Consider the following 17,896-nt stretch of genomic DNA (forward strand, 5'->3'; position numbering starts at 1 on the left):
TGAATGAAATGACTGGGGGAAGAAAAATGAGAGTGAAAGAGCAATTGTTAACTTTGAGAGCGTATGTACCTGGGAAAAACATTGAAGAAGTAAAAAGGGAATATGGATTATCGAAAATTGTGAAATTAGCATCGAACGAAAATCCATTCGGTTGCTCAGCGCGTGTGACAGAAGCATTAACTTCTTTAGCGAGCCAATATGCCCTTTATCCAGATGGATATGCCTTTGAACTTCGGACAAAAGTAGCGGAACATTTAGGTGTAAAAGCAGAACAACTACTATTTGGTAGTGGATTAGATGAAGTCATTCAAATGATTAGCCGAGCGTTACTACATGAAGGAACAAACGTTGTAATGGCGAATCCTACGTTTTCACAATATCATCACCATGCTGTTATTGAAGGAGCAGAAGTTCGTGAAGTATCACTTAAAGATGGTATTCACGATTTAGATGCAATGCTAGAGCAAGTAGATGATAAAACGAAAATTGTATGGATTTGTAATCCGAATAATCCGACAGGTACATATGTTGAGAAACAAAAATTACTTTCATTTTTAGAATCGGTTCCTAAGTCGGCTCTCGTTATTATGGACGAAGCATATTATGAATACGCGGAAGCAGAAGACTATCCGCAAACATTACCACTTCTTGAAAAGTATGAAAATCTTATGGTTTTACGCACGTTTTCAAAAGCATATGGTTTAGCTGCTTTTCGTATCGGATATGCGATTGGGGATGCGAAGTTAATCGGACAGCTAGAAGTAGCAAGGTTACCATTCAATACATCAACTGTAGCGCAATCTGTAGCACTCGCTGCATTAGAAGATCAAGCCTTTTTACAAGATTGTGTGAAAAAGAATGCTGAAGGTCTAAATCAGTATTATGCATTTTGTAAAGAATATAACGTATTCTATTATCCATCTCAAACAAATTTCATTTTCTTAAAACTTGGTATACCGGGTAATGAAGCTTTCGAACGATTAATGAAAAAAGGATATATCGTTCGTTCTGGTGCTGCATTTGGTATCGATGATGGTATTCGTATTACTGTCGGTTTGAAAGAAGAAAATGATGAAATTATAGAGTTGCTGAAAGAGCTTGTAAATGAGCAAGTACAGAAAGAAGAAACATATTCTTAAGAGATTGTGAAGGCTCCTATTATAGGAGCCTTTTTTATCGTATTAAAAATAAAGGTTGAAGACTGGTAATTAAGTTGTTCTGTAAATCACGGTTTGTATGGCTTGATAATTAGTGAGAGAAGTTATTTGCACGGTCATAAAAGAAAGCGGTACAATAGAAGATGATGATAAGGTATCGGTGTCATATCCGAACCTTTTGAACAATTACCTACTCTGTAAGAAGAAGTATAAGAAGAAGCATGCTCATTCTAAAGGTTGCGTTCTAACAGTGAGTTGCTTATGATAAAGTGAAACTTTAATCAGTGGGGGGATGTTTATCCCCCGCTGATTATTAGTTGAACCAATCGGGCTTTTACGGGCAGTTGATCCCCAAACTAACTTCTTTGCCTTAGCTGAATTTTGAGGTGGGGGTCTTACTGCCCGTTAATAGCGGGGTAAATGAACAGAAGAGAATATTTTTTAGAATTAAAGGAGACGTTTATGCAAAAGTTTGAACAAGTTGTTTCATATATTGAAAATGGTGAAGCGGAAAAAGGATTACAATTATTAAAAGAACAATTAAAAATTGCAAATGATGAAGAGAAGTATGATATCGCTCGTTACTATCATACACTTGGATTTACAGATGAGGCATTAGCGATTACTGAAGACTTACGTTTACTGTATCCGGAAGAAAGTGAATTCACTGTATTTTTAGCAGAATTATATATTGATCTAGATAAAGAAGATGAAGCGATTGAAGTACTTCATGATATTCCAGAAAATGACGATTTATATGTTCAATCTTTATTACTTGTTGCAGATTTATTCCAAATGCAAGGTTTTGATGATGTAGCAGAGCAAAAACTATTAAAGGCGAAAGAAATGATGCCTGATGAACCTGTTATTACGTTTGGGTTAGCAGAATTATATAGTAGTAAAGGTGAAGAACAAAAGGCAATTACTTATTATGAATCGCTATTAGCGGAACATAAAGTAATGGGTGGTGTTGTGATCGCACTTCGTCTTGCAGAAACGTTAAGTGCGATTGGAAACTGGGAAGAGGCGATTTCTTATTATGAAGCAGGCCTAGAGGAACAAAAAGATATTCACTCATTATTTGGATATGCCTTCACATTATACCAAGGTGAAGAATATCAGAGAGCAATCGGTGCTTGGCAAGAACTAAAAGAATTAGACCCTGAGTACGCATCACTGTACATGTATTTAGCGAAAAGCTATGAAAAAGAAGGAATGCTTCAAGAAAGCTATGAAACGCTTCATGAAGGAATTAAAGTAGATGAGCTGTCAGTTCCGTTTTATGTAGAGTTAGCGAACATTGCGGCGAAATTAGGAAAAATAGTAGAAGCAGAGGAAGTTCTTCAAAAAGCACTTGAGTTAGATCCAGGGCATTTAGGCGCAACATTAAAATATGCGTATATCTTAAAAGAACAAGAAAAGTACGAAGATTTAATTGCAATTGTAGAGCGTGCTATTGATAGTGGAGAACCAGATACACAACTACTTTGGGACCTTGCGTATGCAAAAAAACAATTAGAAATGTATTCGGATGCATTAAAACACTATGAAAGTGCATATACTTCTTTTAAGAATCATCCAGACTTCTTAGAAGAATACGGTTATTTCTTATTGGAAGAAGGAAAGCGAAAAGAGGCGAAAGAAGTATTTACCCAGTTATTACAACTAGACCCGACACAAATTCATATTGAAGAGTTGTTATATAATTTAGAGGATTTTTCATAAGTTGGAAGGAAACTGAATGCCGCTTCTTGAATCTAAAAAGAAAAGAGAAAGACAGAGGAGGGACTTAATTGCTATGAATACCCCTGTTTCTGTAAACGAGAAGAAGGATTTTGTAAAATGGTTTTTGAATAATTACCAACTGAAACAGCGTGAATGTGTATGGATTCTGAATTATTTAATGAGTCACGATCAATTGATGCATAAAGTCCACTTCGTAGAGCATGCAAAATATTGTCCGCGTGGCTTAGTGATGTCAGCGAATTGTGTGAAAGACACACCGTTTCACTTTTTTAAACAAAATGTTATGACAACAGATGCTGAAAAATCGTTTCATGATATTCGTTTAAATCGAGATGAGGATATTTATATTCAACTCAACTTTAAATCATCGTTTCAAAATGCGAATTATGTAGCTGTATTAGAAGAAAACCCATATCTACCAAAGCATATTGAAGTAAATGAAAAAGATCGTTTACTTGCAGAAAGGTTTTTGGAAGAAAGTGTATTTTCGTTTAGAAGAGAACGCCTTTTGAAACAAATTGATGAAGCGTTAGATAAGCAAGATAAGGAAGCGTTTCATAGATTAACGGCAGAGTTAAAAACTTTATAGAATGTATTTGGATTAATATTTTTACAAATTTCAGACTTTTATCAAGAAAAACTACCTATATTGGGTAGTTTTTCTTTTTTTACCTCTTTTAGTATGGTTTAATATATATAAAGTGAAAGTTCTGTCATTTGTAAATGAAGGGGGGAAGAAATTTGAAATGGATTGTAAAAGATGTGGAACAGTTTGAGCAAGCAAGAGAGTATGTTGATACAGGAGTAATACCGCTTTTATCAATTTCGGCAGCGAAAGAAATAAAAATGGTTGTAGAACAAGGTGAATTTATCGAATTGTTGAGTATGGAATTGGAAAGAGAGTATAAAGGAAGGGTGCTTTTACTGCCTGCTTTTACGTATTTAGTAGAAAGTCAAAAGAATGAAAAAGGTCGTTTGCAAGAATGGACAAATCATTTACGAAGCGAAGGTTTTAAGCATATTGCTTATGTTACAAGTGATTTTTCATGGAAAGAGGATATACAAGAGTTACAGGGAGATTTATTTTGGTTTCCTTCATTAGCATTAGAACAATTTAGTGATCAAGCAAAAAGAGAAGTTATTCATGCACATATAAAAAATATAATGGTGATGTTGGAAGAGAAGTGGGGAAACTCGCAATAAACAGAAAGTTCTTATTATTATGAGTAGTATGATATTGACCTGTGCATGAGCGTATTATATCATGATAGTGTCCTAGTTTTTATTTTTTATATAATTTATCACGAGGGGACAATTTCTGATAGAGGGGGGAAATTTTCGTGAGCGAGAAAGAACATCGCGTGTCAAGAAGACAATTTTTAAATTACACACTCACAGGGGTAGGAGGCTTTATGGCTGCCGGTATTTTAATGCCGATGACGCGATTTGCGCTTGATCCGGTGTTAAGAAAAGAAGCCGGAACAGATATGGTTGCTGTTGCGCAAGTAAAGGATATTACAACAGAGCCGAAGCGTTTCGATTTTAAAGTGAAGCAGGTTGATGGTTGGTACAAGTCTGAAGAACCAAAATCGGCTTGGGTTCATAAAGATGAAAGCGGAGACATTGTTGCGTTCTCTCCAGTATGTAAACATTTAGGATGTACAGTTAACTGGAATTCGGACAAAGCACATCCGAATCAATTCTTTTGCCCATGTCACGGGGGGCGTTATACAAAAGATGGGATGAACATTAAGGGTACGCCACCCCTTGCTCCGCTTGATGTGTACGAGTCTAAAGTGAAAGATGGAACGCTGTATCTAGGAAAAGCAAAGCCAAGAGGGGGTGCAAAGTAGATGTTAAATAAAATTTATGATTGGGTAGATGAAAGATTAGATATTACACCAATATGGCGTGATATCGCTGATCATGAAGTACCTGAACATGTAAACCCGGCACATCACTTTTCTGCATTCGTCTATTGCTTTGGAGGACTTACCTTTTTCGTTACTGTAATTCAAATTTTATCTGGAATGTTTTTGACGATGTATTATGTGCCTGATATTAAAAATGCTTGGGAATCCGTTTACTATTTACAAAATGAAGTTGCTTATGGGCAAATTGTTCGTGGTATGCACCACTGGGGTGCTAGTCTCGTAATTGTAATGATGTTTTTACATACACTCAGAGTTTTCTTCCAAGGTGCGTATAAAAAGCCCCGTGAGTTAAATTGGATTGTTGGTGTTCTTATTTTCTTTGTTATGTTAGGTCTTGGTTTTACCGGATATTTATTACCGTGGGATATGAAAGCTTTATTTGCTACAAAAGTAGGGATTCAAATTGCAGAGCAAACACCGCTCATTGGTCCTTATATTAAAACATTACTCGCTGGTCATTCCGAAATTGTTGGCGCTCAAACATTAACTCGCTTCTTTGCTATTCACGTCTTCTTCTTACCAGCAGCACTTCTAGGTTTAATGGCCTTCCACTTCATCATGATTCGCAAACAAGGTATTTCCGGTCCACTATAAGAGATTGCTAAATTAAAGGGGAAAGAACTAAAGGAGGGAGATTATGCATCGCGGCAAAGGGATGAAGTTTGTAGGAGATTCTCGGGTACCAGTAGCTCGGAAACCAAATATTCCAAAAGACTATTCTGAATACCCAGGGAAAACAGAAGCATTTTGGCCGAACTTCTTGTTAAAAGAATGGATGGTTGGTGCAGTTTTTTTAATCGGTTATTTATGTTTAACAGTGGCGCATCCGTCGCCACTTGAGAGAATGGCGGATCCAACAGATGCTGGATATATACCACTTCCAGATTGGTATTTCTTATTCTTGTATCAGTTATTAAAGTATTCTTATGCTTCCGGTTCATTTACTGTAATTGGAGCGTTTATTATGCCAGGGATTGCGTTTGGTGCATTACTGTTAGCTCCATTTCTTGATCGAGGTCCAGAAAGACGTCCATTGAAGCGTCCTGTAGCAACTGGATTTATGCTTTTAGCAATTGCATCGATTATCTTTTTAACTTGGGAATCTGTAGCACACCACGACTGGGAAGCTGCAAAGAAACAAGGAGCAATTGTAAAAACAGCGCCAGTTGATAAAAATGATGATGGCTATAAATTAATGCAAAAAAATACTTGTTTAACATGTCATGGTGACAACTTACAGGGCGGGGCGGCAGCACCAGCACTGCAAAACTTAACTTTAAAGCCAGAAGAAATTGCTAAAATTGCGAAAGATGGAAAAGGTTCCATGCCTAAAGGTGTATTTAAAGGTACAGATGAGGAACTGAAGAAGCTTTCGGAATTCGTTGCAAAGTATAATAAAAAATAATAAAAAGCTGACTACAAAATTTGTAGTCAGCTTTTCTATTTAGTTGGATGAAGTTTGTTATAATAGAGTAGGATTTAGTGAATGAATTACTTTGCTTGAAAGGTGTTGGACATACAGATTGGTGTACTTGTATGCAATGTTAAGACAACGCTCGGTATTATTATTTTTATTGGTTGTTAACATATTAGGTACAATTTACGGGTTTATATGGTACGGAAATCAATTGAAAGAAACGTCACCTATATTTTGGCCGTTTGTACCAGATAGTCCTATGGCGAGTCTCTTTTTTGTCTTTGTTTTAATTGCTTTTTTGACAAAGAGAAACTGGGGATTAATAGAAGCGCTAGCGATTGTTACTTTAATAAAATATGGTATTTGGGCTGTTGTTGTAAATGCGATTATGATTTACGTAAAAGGTCCTATTGGCCTTATGGGCTACATGTTAATGCTTTCGCACTTTGCGATGGCGGTGCAAGGTGTTTTATATGCTCCATTTTACCGTATAAAAAAATGGCATTTTATAGTAGCGGGTGTGTGGACGTTGCATAACGATGCAATTGATTATTTATTTTGGCAAATGCCGCGATATGGAATTATGCATTTGTTTGTAGAGGAAATTGGTTATTTTACGTTTTGGTTAAGCGTTGCTGTACTATGTATTACATATTATTGTTGCTTACGTGAGCACAGGAAACAATTTTCTTTATGATGGTTAGAACATTTAGGGGGAGAACATGGAGAAAAATAAGAGTGGTACAAAAATATTGGATCGATTGATTACTTTAATTGTTTCATATAGCATAGCATTTTCTATTTTTGCACTTGCAACAACGGCAGTTGTGTATGGAAAATGGCTGTATTATTTTGAAATTGATTTTTTAAATATTCCTGATTTAGCGGATATGACGAAGGATGAAATTAAAAGAAATTACGATGTGCTTATTACATATTTATCCCCGTTTTATGACGGAGCATTACATTTGCCAACATTAGATATGTCTACAAATGGCCGTATTCATTTTGTAGATGTTAAAAATATTTTAGTAAAGATTCAATATGTGATGTATGCGACAATTATGATTGCAGTGATAGGCGGAATTTATTTATTAAAAAAGAAAAATGAAAAGTTTTTACTGCACGGATCGATTTTAACAATCATTTTTCCGATAGCGCTTATGTTACCAATCGCTATTAATTTTGAAAAGAGCTTTGTATTATTCCATAAGCTTTTATTCAGTAATGATTATTGGATGTTTGATATTGAAACGGATCCAGTTATATTAATGCTACCAGAGGAGTTCTTTATGCATGCTGCGTGTGCTATTTTATTATTCATTTTAGGTGGTAGTATACTTTGTTATAGTTTATATAGATATTTCGTAAAAAAGAAAAGGATGTCAAAGAAAAAATTCTCTGCTTAAAGAGAATTTTTTCTTTGTAAAACGATAATATATTTTTCGGTTCAGTTCTGTTCTATTCTTGTCCCAATTAACATATTTTGTACTAGTAGTTATAGGGGGGACCGGGATGAAGAGAACATTAATTGGATTGATAGCATTTCTAATTATAATGTTTCCATTACGTATATATGCTGAAGAGTGGAATGAGCTAACAGGGTTGTTAGATGACTCGTTACAGTTAGTGAAGCGTAATGAAGATGAAAAAGCAGTACAAGTATTACAACTTTTCTCAGAGCAATTTTTAATCAAGGGGAATGAAAAGAAGCAGGAAGTAACACCAGATCAAGTTAGAGTTATTTCTTTAGCTTACGACAAGGCGCAACAATCGCTCTTTGAAGAAGGTTTAGGTAAGCAAGCTAAAATGGATAATGTGCTGGCATTACAACTTGCTGTTGATGCGCAAGTATCGAAATATCAACCGCTTTGGATGGAAAGAGAAAGAAAAGTAATGGATGCCTTTTCTCAAATGGAAAAAGCGATGGAAAAAGAAGATGTTGGGCAGTTTCAACAAACGTTAAATACATTTTTAAATGAATTCAATATTATTTATCCAAGCTTAATGATTGCTTTGCCAGAAAACGAGGTACAGCGTGTAAATGCTCATTTATCTTATTTGGATGAATTTCGTAACGTTATGTTAAAAACGAAAGGCGGCCAAATGCAATTAGGGATTATTAAAGGGGATTTGCAAAAGATATTTCACACAGTAAAAAAGGATGAAATTGCACCCTCTCTCATTTGGTTTATGACAATTACTGGGGGACTTATTTTATTCACATTAACTTATGTTGGATGGAGAAAGTATAAAGGAGAGAGAGAGAAAAGAAAAAGTAATGTACATTCTAAAAATAGATAATGTAATAAGTAAAGATATGGATTGTAAGGTTTATTTATTGACAATAGTGGCAGAAGAAAATAGAATGAGAAGTACTATAATTAAAACTTCAATGGAGGTTCATGATGTTTTATTTAATTTACTTCGCGATCATAATGATCATACCGTTGTATGCACAGTCAAGAGTACGTAGTGCCTATAGCAAGTATTCACAAGTTTATTCAACATCAGGTATGACAGGAGCGGAAGTGGCTCGAAAAATTTTAGATGAAAATGGATTATACAACGTAGCTGTAGAAGAAACACCAGGTCATTTATCAGACCATTATGATCCAACCGCTAAGACGGTTCGATTATCAACAGATAACTATTATGGACATTCAGTTGCTGGTACGGCAGTTGCAGCACATGAAGTAGGACACGCAATTCAAGATGCAAAAGATTACAAATTTATGCGCGTTCGTCATTCGTTAGTGCCAGTTGCAAACTTTGGTTCGAATATGTCTTGGGTTTTCGTCCTAATCGGTATATTTGCACAAATGTCTGGTTTGTTGTTATTAGGTATCATTCTAATGGCAGCAGGTGTTGTGTTCCAGCTCGTTACATTACCAGTTGAGTTTGATGCGTCAAAGCGTGCGATGCAACAAATTGAAGCGTTAGGTATTGTATCAACAGATGAATATGGCCAAGCTCGTAAAGTATTAAATGCGGCAGCATTAACATATGTAGCAGCTGCAGCTGTAGCGGTATTTGAATTATTACGTCTCGTATTAATGTATACTGGTATGCAGCGTAGCGACGACTAAAGACTATCAATTTTGATAGTCTTTTTTTGTTGTGTGGCTTGAATTATATAATGTATTGCAAATAGAAATAATAGAAGTAATGCGGAAAGGCGGTGGGGGGAAATGAAATATCCAGACCATTTAGTAAAACAAGTGAAAGAGCGTAGTGCTCCTTATCAACTAGAAGGTTTTTTAAGTGGACAAGGCCCTGAAAATCCCAAATTTATGTTGTTAGGAGAAGCGCCTGGTGAAACAGAAATTCATAATGGGATTCCGTTTAGCGGGAGGGCGGGAAAACAATTAATGGGTTTTTTAGAGCGTATTCACGTTACAAGGGAAGAAGTATATATTACGAGCGCTGTTCGGAGTAGACCTTATAAATGGCGAGAGAAAAAAGAACGAAATGGTGAAATCATACAAAAAAAGTATAATAGAACGCCAAATCAAGGAGAAATAGTTGCCCATGCGCCTTTATTAGATTATGAATTAGAGAAAATAAATCCGAAGCTTATCGTCACGCTTGGAAATATCGGTCTTCAACGTTTAACAGGAAAAAATAAAAAAATCACAGATGTACATGGGCAATTATTAAAACAGCCCATTCAAAAATTAAAGGATATGCAAAGTGCAGAGTTTATATGGTCAGAGAATGAATATCATGTTTTTCCAACTTTTCATCCAGCTTCTATTTTTTATAATCGGAGTTTATTGGAGCTTATTTATGAGGATTTGGAGAAGCTTAAAAGACTTGTAATAAAAAACTAGAAAAGCTAAGGTGCTTTTCTAGTTACATTTAATTATGTAAAGGGTTTTTATTTTCATCTAACGTAAATCCTTCACCAACTACATCATGTACATCACTTACAGCGACAAAAGCATGAGGATCTACAGACGTAATAATATTTTTTAATTTCACGATTTCATTTTTAGCAACAACGCAATACAATACGTTACGTTCCACTTTTGTATACGATCCAACGGCTTTTAAAAAGGTTGCTCCGCGCTCCATTTCAGATAAAATTTTGGCGGCGATTTCATCATTTTTCTCTGAGATAATAGTCGCTCCTTTGGCGGCATAGGCTCCTTCTTGCATAAAATCAATGACTTTAGCCCCGATAAAAACAGCAACTAACGTATACATACCCTCACGGTATGATAAATAGGTAAGAATAGAGACGACGATAACGACAGCATCGAACATAAACATTGTTTTACCCATACTCCAGCCAACATATTTATGAGCGAGTCTCGCGATAATATCTACACCGCCAGTAGTCCCGCCATATTTAAATATTATGCCAAGACCGATACCGATAAATGCCCCGGCGAATAAAGCTGCGAGTGTCATATCATTTTGTAAGTTTAAATGTAAGTTAAGAACGTCATAACGTTGAAAAATCCATAGAAATAAAGATACGCTAAAGGTGCCGATTAGTGTATAGATAAATGTCGTTCTTCCAAGTAACTTCCAACCAATAAAAAATATAGGGATATTTAAAATTAAGTTTGAATAAGAAGGATCAAACTTAAATAGAAAATACAATAATAGTGTAATACCGGTAAATCCACCTTCTGCAAGGTGATTTTCAATATTGATATTCACAATACCGAAAGAAAAAATAGCGGAACCGATTAAAATAAAAATAATATTTCGCATCTTCAATTTTGATGTCATATAGAAATCCCCCTAATTATGTAATGATTGCATTGCTCCGCTGAAACAGTAAAACATAATAATAAGTAATTTCTAGTTGCTAGTGAAAATAGTAAGAACTTGATTGATGTGGGCTGATCTTTTGTGAAAAGCACAAAAGAAGGTTTCACTTTATCCCGCTCTAACGGCTGATAGGAGATGAAGCAAAGAAGAGGGGCAAACCAGCCGTAGGAACCCGATTGGTTCGGGCTAATCTTTTGCAAAAATCGCAAAAGAAGTTTCACTTTATTATAGTCTATCCAAAAATGGGTCGCAAATAGGTGTTTGGCGGGGAATAATATTTGTCAAATCGCGATGAATTGGCTAACATGAAAGAGGAAGGATTAGAGGTGAATAGTATGGAAGCAAAAACGATGAAAGATATGCAGAAAGAAGTAGATGCATATATTGGTCAGTTTAAAGAAGGTTATTTCAGTCCGCTTGCAATGATGGCTCGTTTAACGGAAGAAATGGGAGAGCTTGCAAGAGAGGTAAATCATTATTATGGTGAGAAACCGAAGAAAACAACTGAAAAAGAAAATAGTATTGAAGAAGAGCTTGGAGATGTATTATTTGTTATGATTTGTATGGCAAATAGTTTAAATATTGATTTAGAGACAGCACATAACATTGTAATGAACAAATTTAATACACGTGATAAAGATCGCTGGACACGTATTGATGAGGGAGAGAAAGAATAATGAAAGAAATTAAAGTAATTATCGCCGGACCAAGAGGACGTATGGGACATGAAGCAGTCCTTCTTATGGAAAGAACGGAACATTTAAATTTAGTAGCAGCAGTGGATTATAAGCATGGTGGTGAGAAGATTTCTGATTTACCTGGCATGCCAGCATTACATGCACCGATTTACGCTGATTTACATACTTGTTTAGATGAAGTAGAAGCAGACGTGTTGTTAGATTTAACAACACCAGAAGTTGGGAAACAACACGTTACACTTGCAGTTGAGCGTGGACTTCGTTCTGTTATTGGTACAACTGGATTTACAGAAGAAGAATTGGCACGTTTAACAGAGAATGCAAAAGAAAAAGCAGTAGGAACAATTATTGCTCCAAACTTTGCAATTGGTGCAGTTCTTATGATGAAATTCTCACAAATGGCAGCGAAATATTTCCAAGATGTTGAGGTAATTGAATTACATCATGATCAAAAATTAGACGCACCATCTGGTACAGCTGTAAAAACGGTAGAATTAATTCGTCAAAATCGTGAATCAAGGCAGCAAGGTCATCCAAATGAAGTAGAGCAACTAGCAGGTGCACGTGGTGCAAATGTAGACGGTATTCACATTCATAGTGTACGTTTGCCAGGGCTTATTGCACACCAAGAAGTAATGTTCGGTGGAGATGGACAAATGTTAACAGTTCGTCATGATTCATTCAATCGTGCATCATTTATGTCAGGTGTAAAACTATCAATTGAGACAGTAATGAACCTGGATCATCTTGTGTACGGTTTAGAAAATATTATCGACTAAAGGGGAGACAACGGATGAAAATTGCCTTAATCGCACATGACAAAAAGAAAAATGATATGGTTTCGTTTGCATACGCATATAAACCAATTTTTGAACAACATGAATTATTTGCAACAGGAACGACAGGGCTTCGCATTATGGAAGCGACTGGATTAGTTGTAACAAGATATCAATCTGGCCCTCTTGGTGGAGATCAAGAAATTGGTGCAATGATTGCAAAAAATGATTTAGATATGGTGATTTTCTTCCGCGATCCATTAACAGCACAGCCGCATGAACCGGATGTGAATGCATTGCTTCGTTTATGTGATGTATATGCGATTCCACTTGCAACGAATATGGCAAGTGCTGAAATGTTAATGCACGCATTAGAGCGAGGAGATTTAGATTATCGTAAGTTAAGAAAATGAGGGGAACAATTATGAGTGGATTACATATATTAGCGTTTGGTGCTCATGCCGATGATGTTGAAATCGGCATGGCTGGTACCATCGCTAAATATACAAAGCAAGGGTATGAAGTAGGTATTTGTGATTTAACAGAAGCTGATCTTTCTTCAAATGGAACGATAGAGTTGAGAAAAGAAGAAGCAAAGGTTGCAGCTCGTATAATGGGAGTAAAAACGAGACTGAATTTAGCGATGCCAGACCGTGGTTTGTATATGAAAGAAGAGTATATACGTGAAATTGTCAAGGTGATCCGTACATATAAACCAAAACTAGTTTTTGCGCCGTACTATGAAGATCGCCATCCAGATCATGCAAATTGTGCAAAGCTTGTGGAAGAGGCTATTTTTTCAGCAGGAATCCGTAAATATATGCCGGAACTTGCACCACATCGTGTGGAGTCTTTTTATAATTATATGATTAATGGTTTTCATAAACCGAATTTTTGTATAGATATAAGTGAGCACCTCTCTATAAAGGTGGAAGCATTAGAATCGTATGAAAGTCAGTTTTCAACAGGGAGTGATGGGGTTAAGACACCGTTAACAGAAGGATACGTTGAAACGGTGATTGCTCGTGAGAAGATGTTTGGAAAAGAAGTTGGAGTCTTGTATGCCGAGGGATTTATGAGTAAGAAACCGGTTTTATTACATGCTGATTTATTAGGGGGATGTAAATGAAATTAAAAATAGGTATTACATGTTATCCTTCTGTAGGTGGTTCTGGAGTTGTTGGAACAGAATTAGGAAAGCAATTGGCGGAACGCGGGCATGAAATTCACTTTATTACATCGGGTTTACCATTCCGGTTAAATAAAGTATATCCAAACATTTATTTTCATGAAGTGACGGTAAACCAATACTCTGTATTTCAATATCCACCATACGATTTAGCGTTAGCAAGTAAAATGGCAGAGGTTGCACAAAGAGAAAATCTAGACATTTTACATGTGCATTACGCAATACCACATGCGATTTGTGCATATTTAGCAAAACAAATGATCGGAGAGCGTATTAAAATTGTTACAACCTTGCATGGAACAGATATTACTGTGTTAGGTTCCGACCCTTCGTTAAATAATTTAATTCGTTTTGGTATTGAGCAATCGGATGTTGTAACTGCTGTCTCGCATTCATTAATTAACGAAACGCATGAGCTTGTAAAACCAAGTAAAGAAATTCAAACGGTATATAACTTTATAGACGAACGTGTATATTTCAAGCGTAATATGTCTCAATTAAAGAAAGAATACGGTATAAGTGAGAGCGAAAAAGTACTTATTCATATTTCGAATTTCCGTAAAGTGAAACGTGTGCAGGATGTTGTTCAGGCATTTGCTAAAATTGTTAAAGAAGTAGATGCGAAGTTGCTTCTTGTTGGAGACGGACCAGAATTCTGTACGATTTTACAGATAGTGAAGAATTTACATATTGAAGATCGCGTTTTATTCCTAGGCAAGCAAGATAATGTTGCAGAACTACTTGCGATGAGTGATTTAATGTTGCTTCTATCAGAGAAGGAAAGTTTTGGTCTTGTTTTATTAGAAGCAATGGCGTGTGGTGTACCTTGTATCGGAACACGGGTCGGAGGTATTCCAGAGGTTATTCAACACGGGGAAACAGGATATTTATGTGAAGTTGGCGATACAACAGGAGTGGCAAATCAAGCTACTCAGCTATTAAAGGACGAGGAACTTCATCGTAATATGGGAGAACGAGCAAGAGAAAGTGTTTATGAGCAATTTCGCTCAGAAAAAATTGTTTCACAATATGAAACGATTTACTATGACGTACTAAGGGATGACAAAAATGGAAAGATTTAAAAAAGCTAGTTCTATTATTGAGACATTAAAGCAACAAGGACATGAGGCTTACTTTGTTGGTGGGAGCGTACGAGATCTTATTATCGATAGGCCGATTGGAGATATTGATATTGCGACATCTGCTTTACCAGAAGAAGTGATGGCTATATTCCCAAGAAATGTTCCTGTTGGTCTTGAGCATGGAACTGTAATTGTTTTAGAAAATGGTGAGCCTTATGAGGTAACTACTTTTCGAACAGAAAGCGAATATGAAGATTTTCGAAGACCTAGTAGTGTTCAATTTGTTCGTTCATTAGAAGAGGATTTAAAACGTCGTGATTTCACTATGAATGCAATTGCTATGACAGAAGAAGGCGAAATGGTTGATTTATTCGCTGGACAGGAAGCCATTCAACAGAGAGAAATCGTGACAGTTGGAAATGCTGCGGATCGTTTTCAAGAAGATGCCCTGCGAATGATACGTGGTATTCGGTTTGTAAGCACGTTAGGTTTTTCAATAGAAACGAAAACGAAGCAAGCGATTGAAACGTATGGGCATTTGCTAGAACATATAGCAATTGAGCGCATTACAGTAGAGTTTGAGAAACTGTTAACTGGTACATATTGTGTGAAAGGTCTCAAAGAATTAGTAGAGACGAAGCTATTTTCTCATTTGCCATATTTACAAATGTCAGAAGAAAGACTCTTAACAGCTACGCGGTATAAATGGGATTCTTTCGAAACGGATATTGAGGCGTGGGCATTTTTCTTATATTGTATCGGAGAAGAACATCCATCTGTCTTTTTACGTCAATGGAAGTTTTCGAATAAAAAAATAAAAGATATTGTTGCAGTTTTATTGGCAATCCGTACTAGAAAGGAGAGGGGTTGGGATACAGTCCTTCTTTATAAAACGGGAATTCATATCGCTGAAATGGCAGAGAGAGTATATGAAGCGATGATTGAAAGCTATGACCCTACATCTGTTAAACGAGTACAATCAATGTTTCATGTATTGCCAATCCAGGAGCGTCAAGAAATGAATGTGACTGGTAATGATTTATTAAACTGGGCAAACAAAAAGCCTGGTCCGTGGGTTGCTGAAATGCTTCAGAAAATCGAGGAAGCAATCGTACAAGGGAACGTAGTTAATGAGAAAGAGCGTATAAGGGAGTGGCTGCAAGGATGCAATCTACTATAAGAAAGCAGTTATTACAAGTTTTTTCTGAAGCGGATGGCGAGTTTGTATCCGGCCAAACGATTAGTGATAAACTTGGTTGTTCAAGAACTGCTGTATGGAAACATATGGAAGATCTCCGGAGTGAGGGATATGAACTTGAAGCTGTGCGTCGATTAGGTTACCGAATTGCAAGTAAGCCAGACAAAGTGACTGCTAATGAAATTCAGTTAGGGCTACAAACGAAGCGAATTGGTAGAACAGTGTATTTTGAAGAAACTGTTGAATCAACGCAGCACATTGCAGCAAAACTGGCTTATGAAGGTGCAGAAGAAGGAACTATCGTTGTAGCAGAAGAACAAACAGCGGGAAGAGGTCGTTTAAGCAGAAAATGGCATTCACCAAAAGGAACAGGAATTTGGATGAGTATTATTTTACGCCCATCGATTCCAGTTCATCATGCACCGCAACTTACTTTGTTAGCGGCTGTTAGTGTTGCACAGGCAATTGAAAAATGTACAGGTGTAGGCGTGGGAATAAAATGGCCAAATGATATTTTAATTCAAGGTAAAAAGGCTGTAGGTATATTAACAGAAATGCAAGCGGATCCTGATAAAATTAATGCTGTCATTATGGGCATCGGTATTAATGCGAATCAAAAGCAAGAACATTTTGATGAAGAAATTCAGCACATTGCTACTTCATTAGCGATTGAATCAGGTAAGCCGATTGTTCGTGCAGAACTTATGCAACAAATCTATTTACAACTAGAAAAATTATATGAAGAGTATTTACAAAATGGTTTCTCTGTCATTAAAATTCTTTGGGAAAGTTACGCTGTGAGCATCGGGAAAGAAATTACTGCTCGAACGATGAGAGAGACGATTACGGGGTTAGCGAAAGGAATCACAGAGGATGGTGTATTACTTCTGGAGGATCATGAGGGGAAAGTACATCATATTCATTCTGCAGATATCGAAATTAAGTAAAAGAAGTTCCTCTTTTGGAACTTCTTTTTATTTCAATATTTTTGAGTTGAATTTGTAACATGATAATAAATTCTTTTCATATTTAAAGTTCACTTCAAAATATCTTCCGTCTAGTTGGCCTGGCATGTTATTTGACGATTACTTTGCCTTCCATTCCTTTAAGAAGATGGTATCGACATATTAATTCATATGTACCAGTATTTTTAGGTTTCACGGTAATATTCTTTTCTTTTCCTGACTCGACTACGACGTCAATGCCGAGTTTTTTCACTGTAAAGGTGTGCTCGTTTTTACCTTTATTTTTCAATAGTAATGTTGTAGATCCTTCAAGCGGAATCGTGATGACATTTGGATTAAAGTAATCATCATTTAGTTCAACCTCAATCACGTTCGTTAAATCGGTGGGTTGTGTTACGACATTAACTGAGGCAAATACATGAAAGGATCCTAAAGACATCCACCATACAATCATTACAAGCAAACTGCTGAATCGAAATAACCACCTGTTCATAGACATCTGCAATTCTCCTTTGTTAAGTACTTTTCCTCAATTAACCTGCATCATTAGTTTAAGAGTTATACTATACAGTTCAATTGATTATAGAAGAAATTAACTTAGATTTTTTTAACATGCGTTGAAAAAACATGTATCTTTTCAAGATTGAATTATCTATAAAAACTTTATCCCGCTATTTGTCGGGCTGATTAAATTTTCACTTTATAGCATATATACTCTCTTGTTAAATTTCATATACCGTAATAAGAATAAAAAATTATTTTTTCAAAAAAATGTAGTAATTCCTTTTTGTAGTTTGCTATAATTAGTTCGAATGTGGGCAGTATCAGAGTGAACTGCACCATGATTCGAAGTAATATGAAAAATAATAACTTGGATTCTGCCTTGATCCAATAACGGACTGGGACAGAGGGATGAATAATGCCGACTAACACACAACCCTTCTGCCCT

The 17,896-nt window shown here is 36.2% G+C and carries 21 protein-coding genes; 19 read left to right on the plus strand and 2 right to left on the minus strand.

Translation table 11 applies throughout. The features are described 5' to 3' along the window. The first annotated feature begins 26 nt into the window (after positions 1–26). The 12 genes from hisC (at position 27) to MR167_RS05125 (ending at position 10,087) form a co-directional block, all read left to right on the plus strand. Positions 27–1,139, plus strand: coding sequence for a histidinol-phosphate transaminase (hisC, locus tag MR167_RS05070; protein ID WP_001264022.1), 1,113 nt, complete (start codon positions 27–29; stop codon positions 1,137–1,139). A gap of 480 nt (positions 1,140–1,619) precedes the next feature. Further along, positions 1,620–2,882 carry a tetratricopeptide repeat protein gene (locus MR167_RS05075; protein ID WP_001168695.1) on the plus strand — a complete coding sequence of 421 codons (1,263 nt, stop codon included), beginning with the start codon at positions 1,620–1,622 and terminating at the stop codon, positions 2,880–2,882. Positions 2,883–2,955: 73 nt separating this feature from the next. Continuing rightward, positions 2,956–3,492 (plus strand): ReoY family proteolytic degradation factor, encoded by a 537-nt coding sequence (locus MR167_RS05080; protein ID WP_001095925.1) that lies wholly within the window; start codon positions 2,956–2,958, stop codon positions 3,490–3,492. A 134-nt stretch (positions 3,493–3,626) separates the two neighbouring features. Beyond that, positions 3,627–4,106, plus strand: coding sequence for a YpiF family protein (locus MR167_RS05085; protein WP_242314107.1), 480 nt, complete (start codon positions 3,627–3,629; stop codon positions 4,104–4,106). A gap of 137 nt (positions 4,107–4,243) precedes the next feature. Beyond that, the gene (qcrA, locus tag MR167_RS05090; protein WP_001290420.1) at positions 4,244–4,756 is read left to right on the plus strand and encodes a menaquinol-cytochrome c reductase iron-sulfur subunit; all 513 of its coding nucleotides are present in this window, start codon (positions 4,244–4,246) and stop codon (positions 4,754–4,756) included. After that, positions 4,757–5,431, plus strand: coding sequence for a menaquinol-cytochrome c reductase cytochrome b subunit (gene qcrB / locus MR167_RS05095; RefSeq protein ID WP_000932700.1), 675 nt, complete (start codon positions 4,757–4,759; stop codon positions 5,429–5,431). A gap of 43 nt (positions 5,432–5,474) precedes the next feature. Continuing rightward, the gene (qcrC, locus tag MR167_RS05100; RefSeq protein WP_000554601.1) at positions 5,475–6,242 is read left to right on the plus strand and encodes a menaquinol-cytochrome c reductase cytochrome b/c subunit; all 768 of its coding nucleotides are present in this window, start codon (positions 5,475–5,477) and stop codon (positions 6,240–6,242) included. A gap of 118 nt (positions 6,243–6,360) precedes the next feature. Then, positions 6,361–6,951: a lipoprotein heptaprenylglyceryl N-acetyltransferase LhaT gene (gene lhaT, locus MR167_RS05105; protein WP_000262838.1), complete on the plus strand. Its 591-nt coding sequence runs from the start codon at positions 6,361–6,363 to the stop codon at positions 6,949–6,951. A gap of 25 nt (positions 6,952–6,976) precedes the next feature. After that, positions 6,977–7,663, plus strand: a complete 687-nt coding sequence (gene lit / locus MR167_RS05110) for a lipoprotein intramolecular transacylase Lit (protein ID WP_000414366.1) — start codon at positions 6,977–6,979, stop codon at positions 7,661–7,663. Between the two features lie 106 nt (positions 7,664–7,769). Then, positions 7,770–8,558 (plus strand): sporulation protein YpjB, encoded by a 789-nt coding sequence (gene ypjB, locus MR167_RS05115; RefSeq protein WP_000831587.1) that lies wholly within the window; start codon positions 7,770–7,772, stop codon positions 8,556–8,558. A gap of 101 nt (positions 8,559–8,659) precedes the next feature. Beyond that, complete coding sequence (locus tag MR167_RS05120) at positions 8,660–9,343, plus strand: zinc metallopeptidase (RefSeq protein ID WP_003258828.1); 684 nt, start codon at positions 8,660–8,662, stop codon at positions 9,341–9,343. 102 nt (positions 9,344–9,445) lie between these two features. Continuing rightward, positions 9,446–10,087: a uracil-DNA glycosylase gene (locus MR167_RS05125; protein WP_000876853.1), complete on the plus strand. Its 642-nt coding sequence runs from the start codon at positions 9,446–9,448 to the stop codon at positions 10,085–10,087. A 28-nt stretch (positions 10,088–10,115) separates the two neighbouring features. Here MR167_RS05125 and MR167_RS05130 read toward each other — a convergent pair whose 3' ends face one another. After that, positions 10,116–10,997, minus strand: a complete 882-nt coding sequence (locus tag MR167_RS05130) for a YitT family protein (RefSeq protein ID WP_000202118.1) — start codon at positions 10,995–10,997, stop codon at positions 10,116–10,118. Between the two features lie 377 nt (positions 10,998–11,374). Between MR167_RS05130 and MR167_RS05135 the strand changes: the two genes are divergently transcribed. From MR167_RS05135 to MR167_RS05165, 7 genes are read left to right on the plus strand one after another with little or no spacing between them, the layout of a single operon-like run. Further along, positions 11,375–11,716: a nucleotide pyrophosphohydrolase gene (locus MR167_RS05135; RefSeq protein ID WP_014894810.1), complete on the plus strand. Its 342-nt coding sequence runs from the start codon at positions 11,375–11,377 to the stop codon at positions 11,714–11,716. After that, positions 11,716–12,516 carry a dihydrodipicolinate reductase gene (gene dapB, locus MR167_RS05140; protein WP_242314109.1) on the plus strand — a complete coding sequence of 267 codons (801 nt, stop codon included), beginning with the start codon at positions 11,716–11,718 and terminating at the stop codon, positions 12,514–12,516. The genes MR167_RS05135 and dapB overlap by 1 nt, the downstream gene beginning before the upstream one ends. A 14-nt stretch (positions 12,517–12,530) precedes the next feature. Next, entirely contained in the window at positions 12,531–12,926 is a 396-nt protein-coding gene (gene mgsA / locus MR167_RS05145) for a methylglyoxal synthase (RefSeq protein ID WP_000684765.1), read from the plus strand. A gap of 11 nt (positions 12,927–12,937) precedes the next feature. Next, a complete protein-coding gene (gene bshB1 / locus MR167_RS05150) occupies positions 12,938–13,642 on the plus strand; it encodes a bacillithiol biosynthesis deacetylase BshB1 (RefSeq protein ID WP_000015671.1) in 705 nt (234 codons plus the stop codon). After that, a complete protein-coding gene (gene bshA, locus MR167_RS05155) occupies positions 13,639–14,784 on the plus strand; it encodes an N-acetyl-alpha-D-glucosaminyl L-malate synthase BshA (protein ID WP_000768306.1) in 1,146 nt (381 codons plus the stop codon). Before bshB1 ends, bshA begins: the two co-directional genes overlap by 4 nt. Beyond that, positions 14,771–15,964, plus strand: a complete 1,194-nt coding sequence (locus MR167_RS05160; RefSeq protein WP_242314111.1) for a CCA tRNA nucleotidyltransferase — start codon at positions 14,771–14,773, stop codon at positions 15,962–15,964. Before bshA ends, MR167_RS05160 begins: the two co-directional genes overlap by 14 nt. Further along, positions 15,949–16,929: a biotin--[acetyl-CoA-carboxylase] ligase gene (locus tag MR167_RS05165; protein ID WP_001192058.1), complete on the plus strand. Its 981-nt coding sequence runs from the start codon at positions 15,949–15,951 to the stop codon at positions 16,927–16,929. The genes MR167_RS05160 and MR167_RS05165 overlap by 16 nt, the downstream gene beginning before the upstream one ends. A 127-nt stretch (positions 16,930–17,056) precedes the next feature. On the opposite strand, the gene MR167_RS05170 is transcribed toward MR167_RS05165, so the two are convergent. After that, complete coding sequence (locus MR167_RS05170) at positions 17,057–17,446, minus strand: cupredoxin domain-containing protein (protein WP_000062380.1); 390 nt, start codon at positions 17,444–17,446, stop codon at positions 17,057–17,059. Positions 17,447–17,896: the final 450 nt, after the last annotated feature.

Source organism: Bacillus cereus group sp. BfR-BA-01355, assembly GCF_022663675.1.
In the GTDB taxonomy this organism is placed as follows: domain Bacteria; phylum Bacillota; class Bacilli; order Bacillales; family Bacillaceae_G; genus Bacillus_A; species Bacillus_A thuringiensis_S.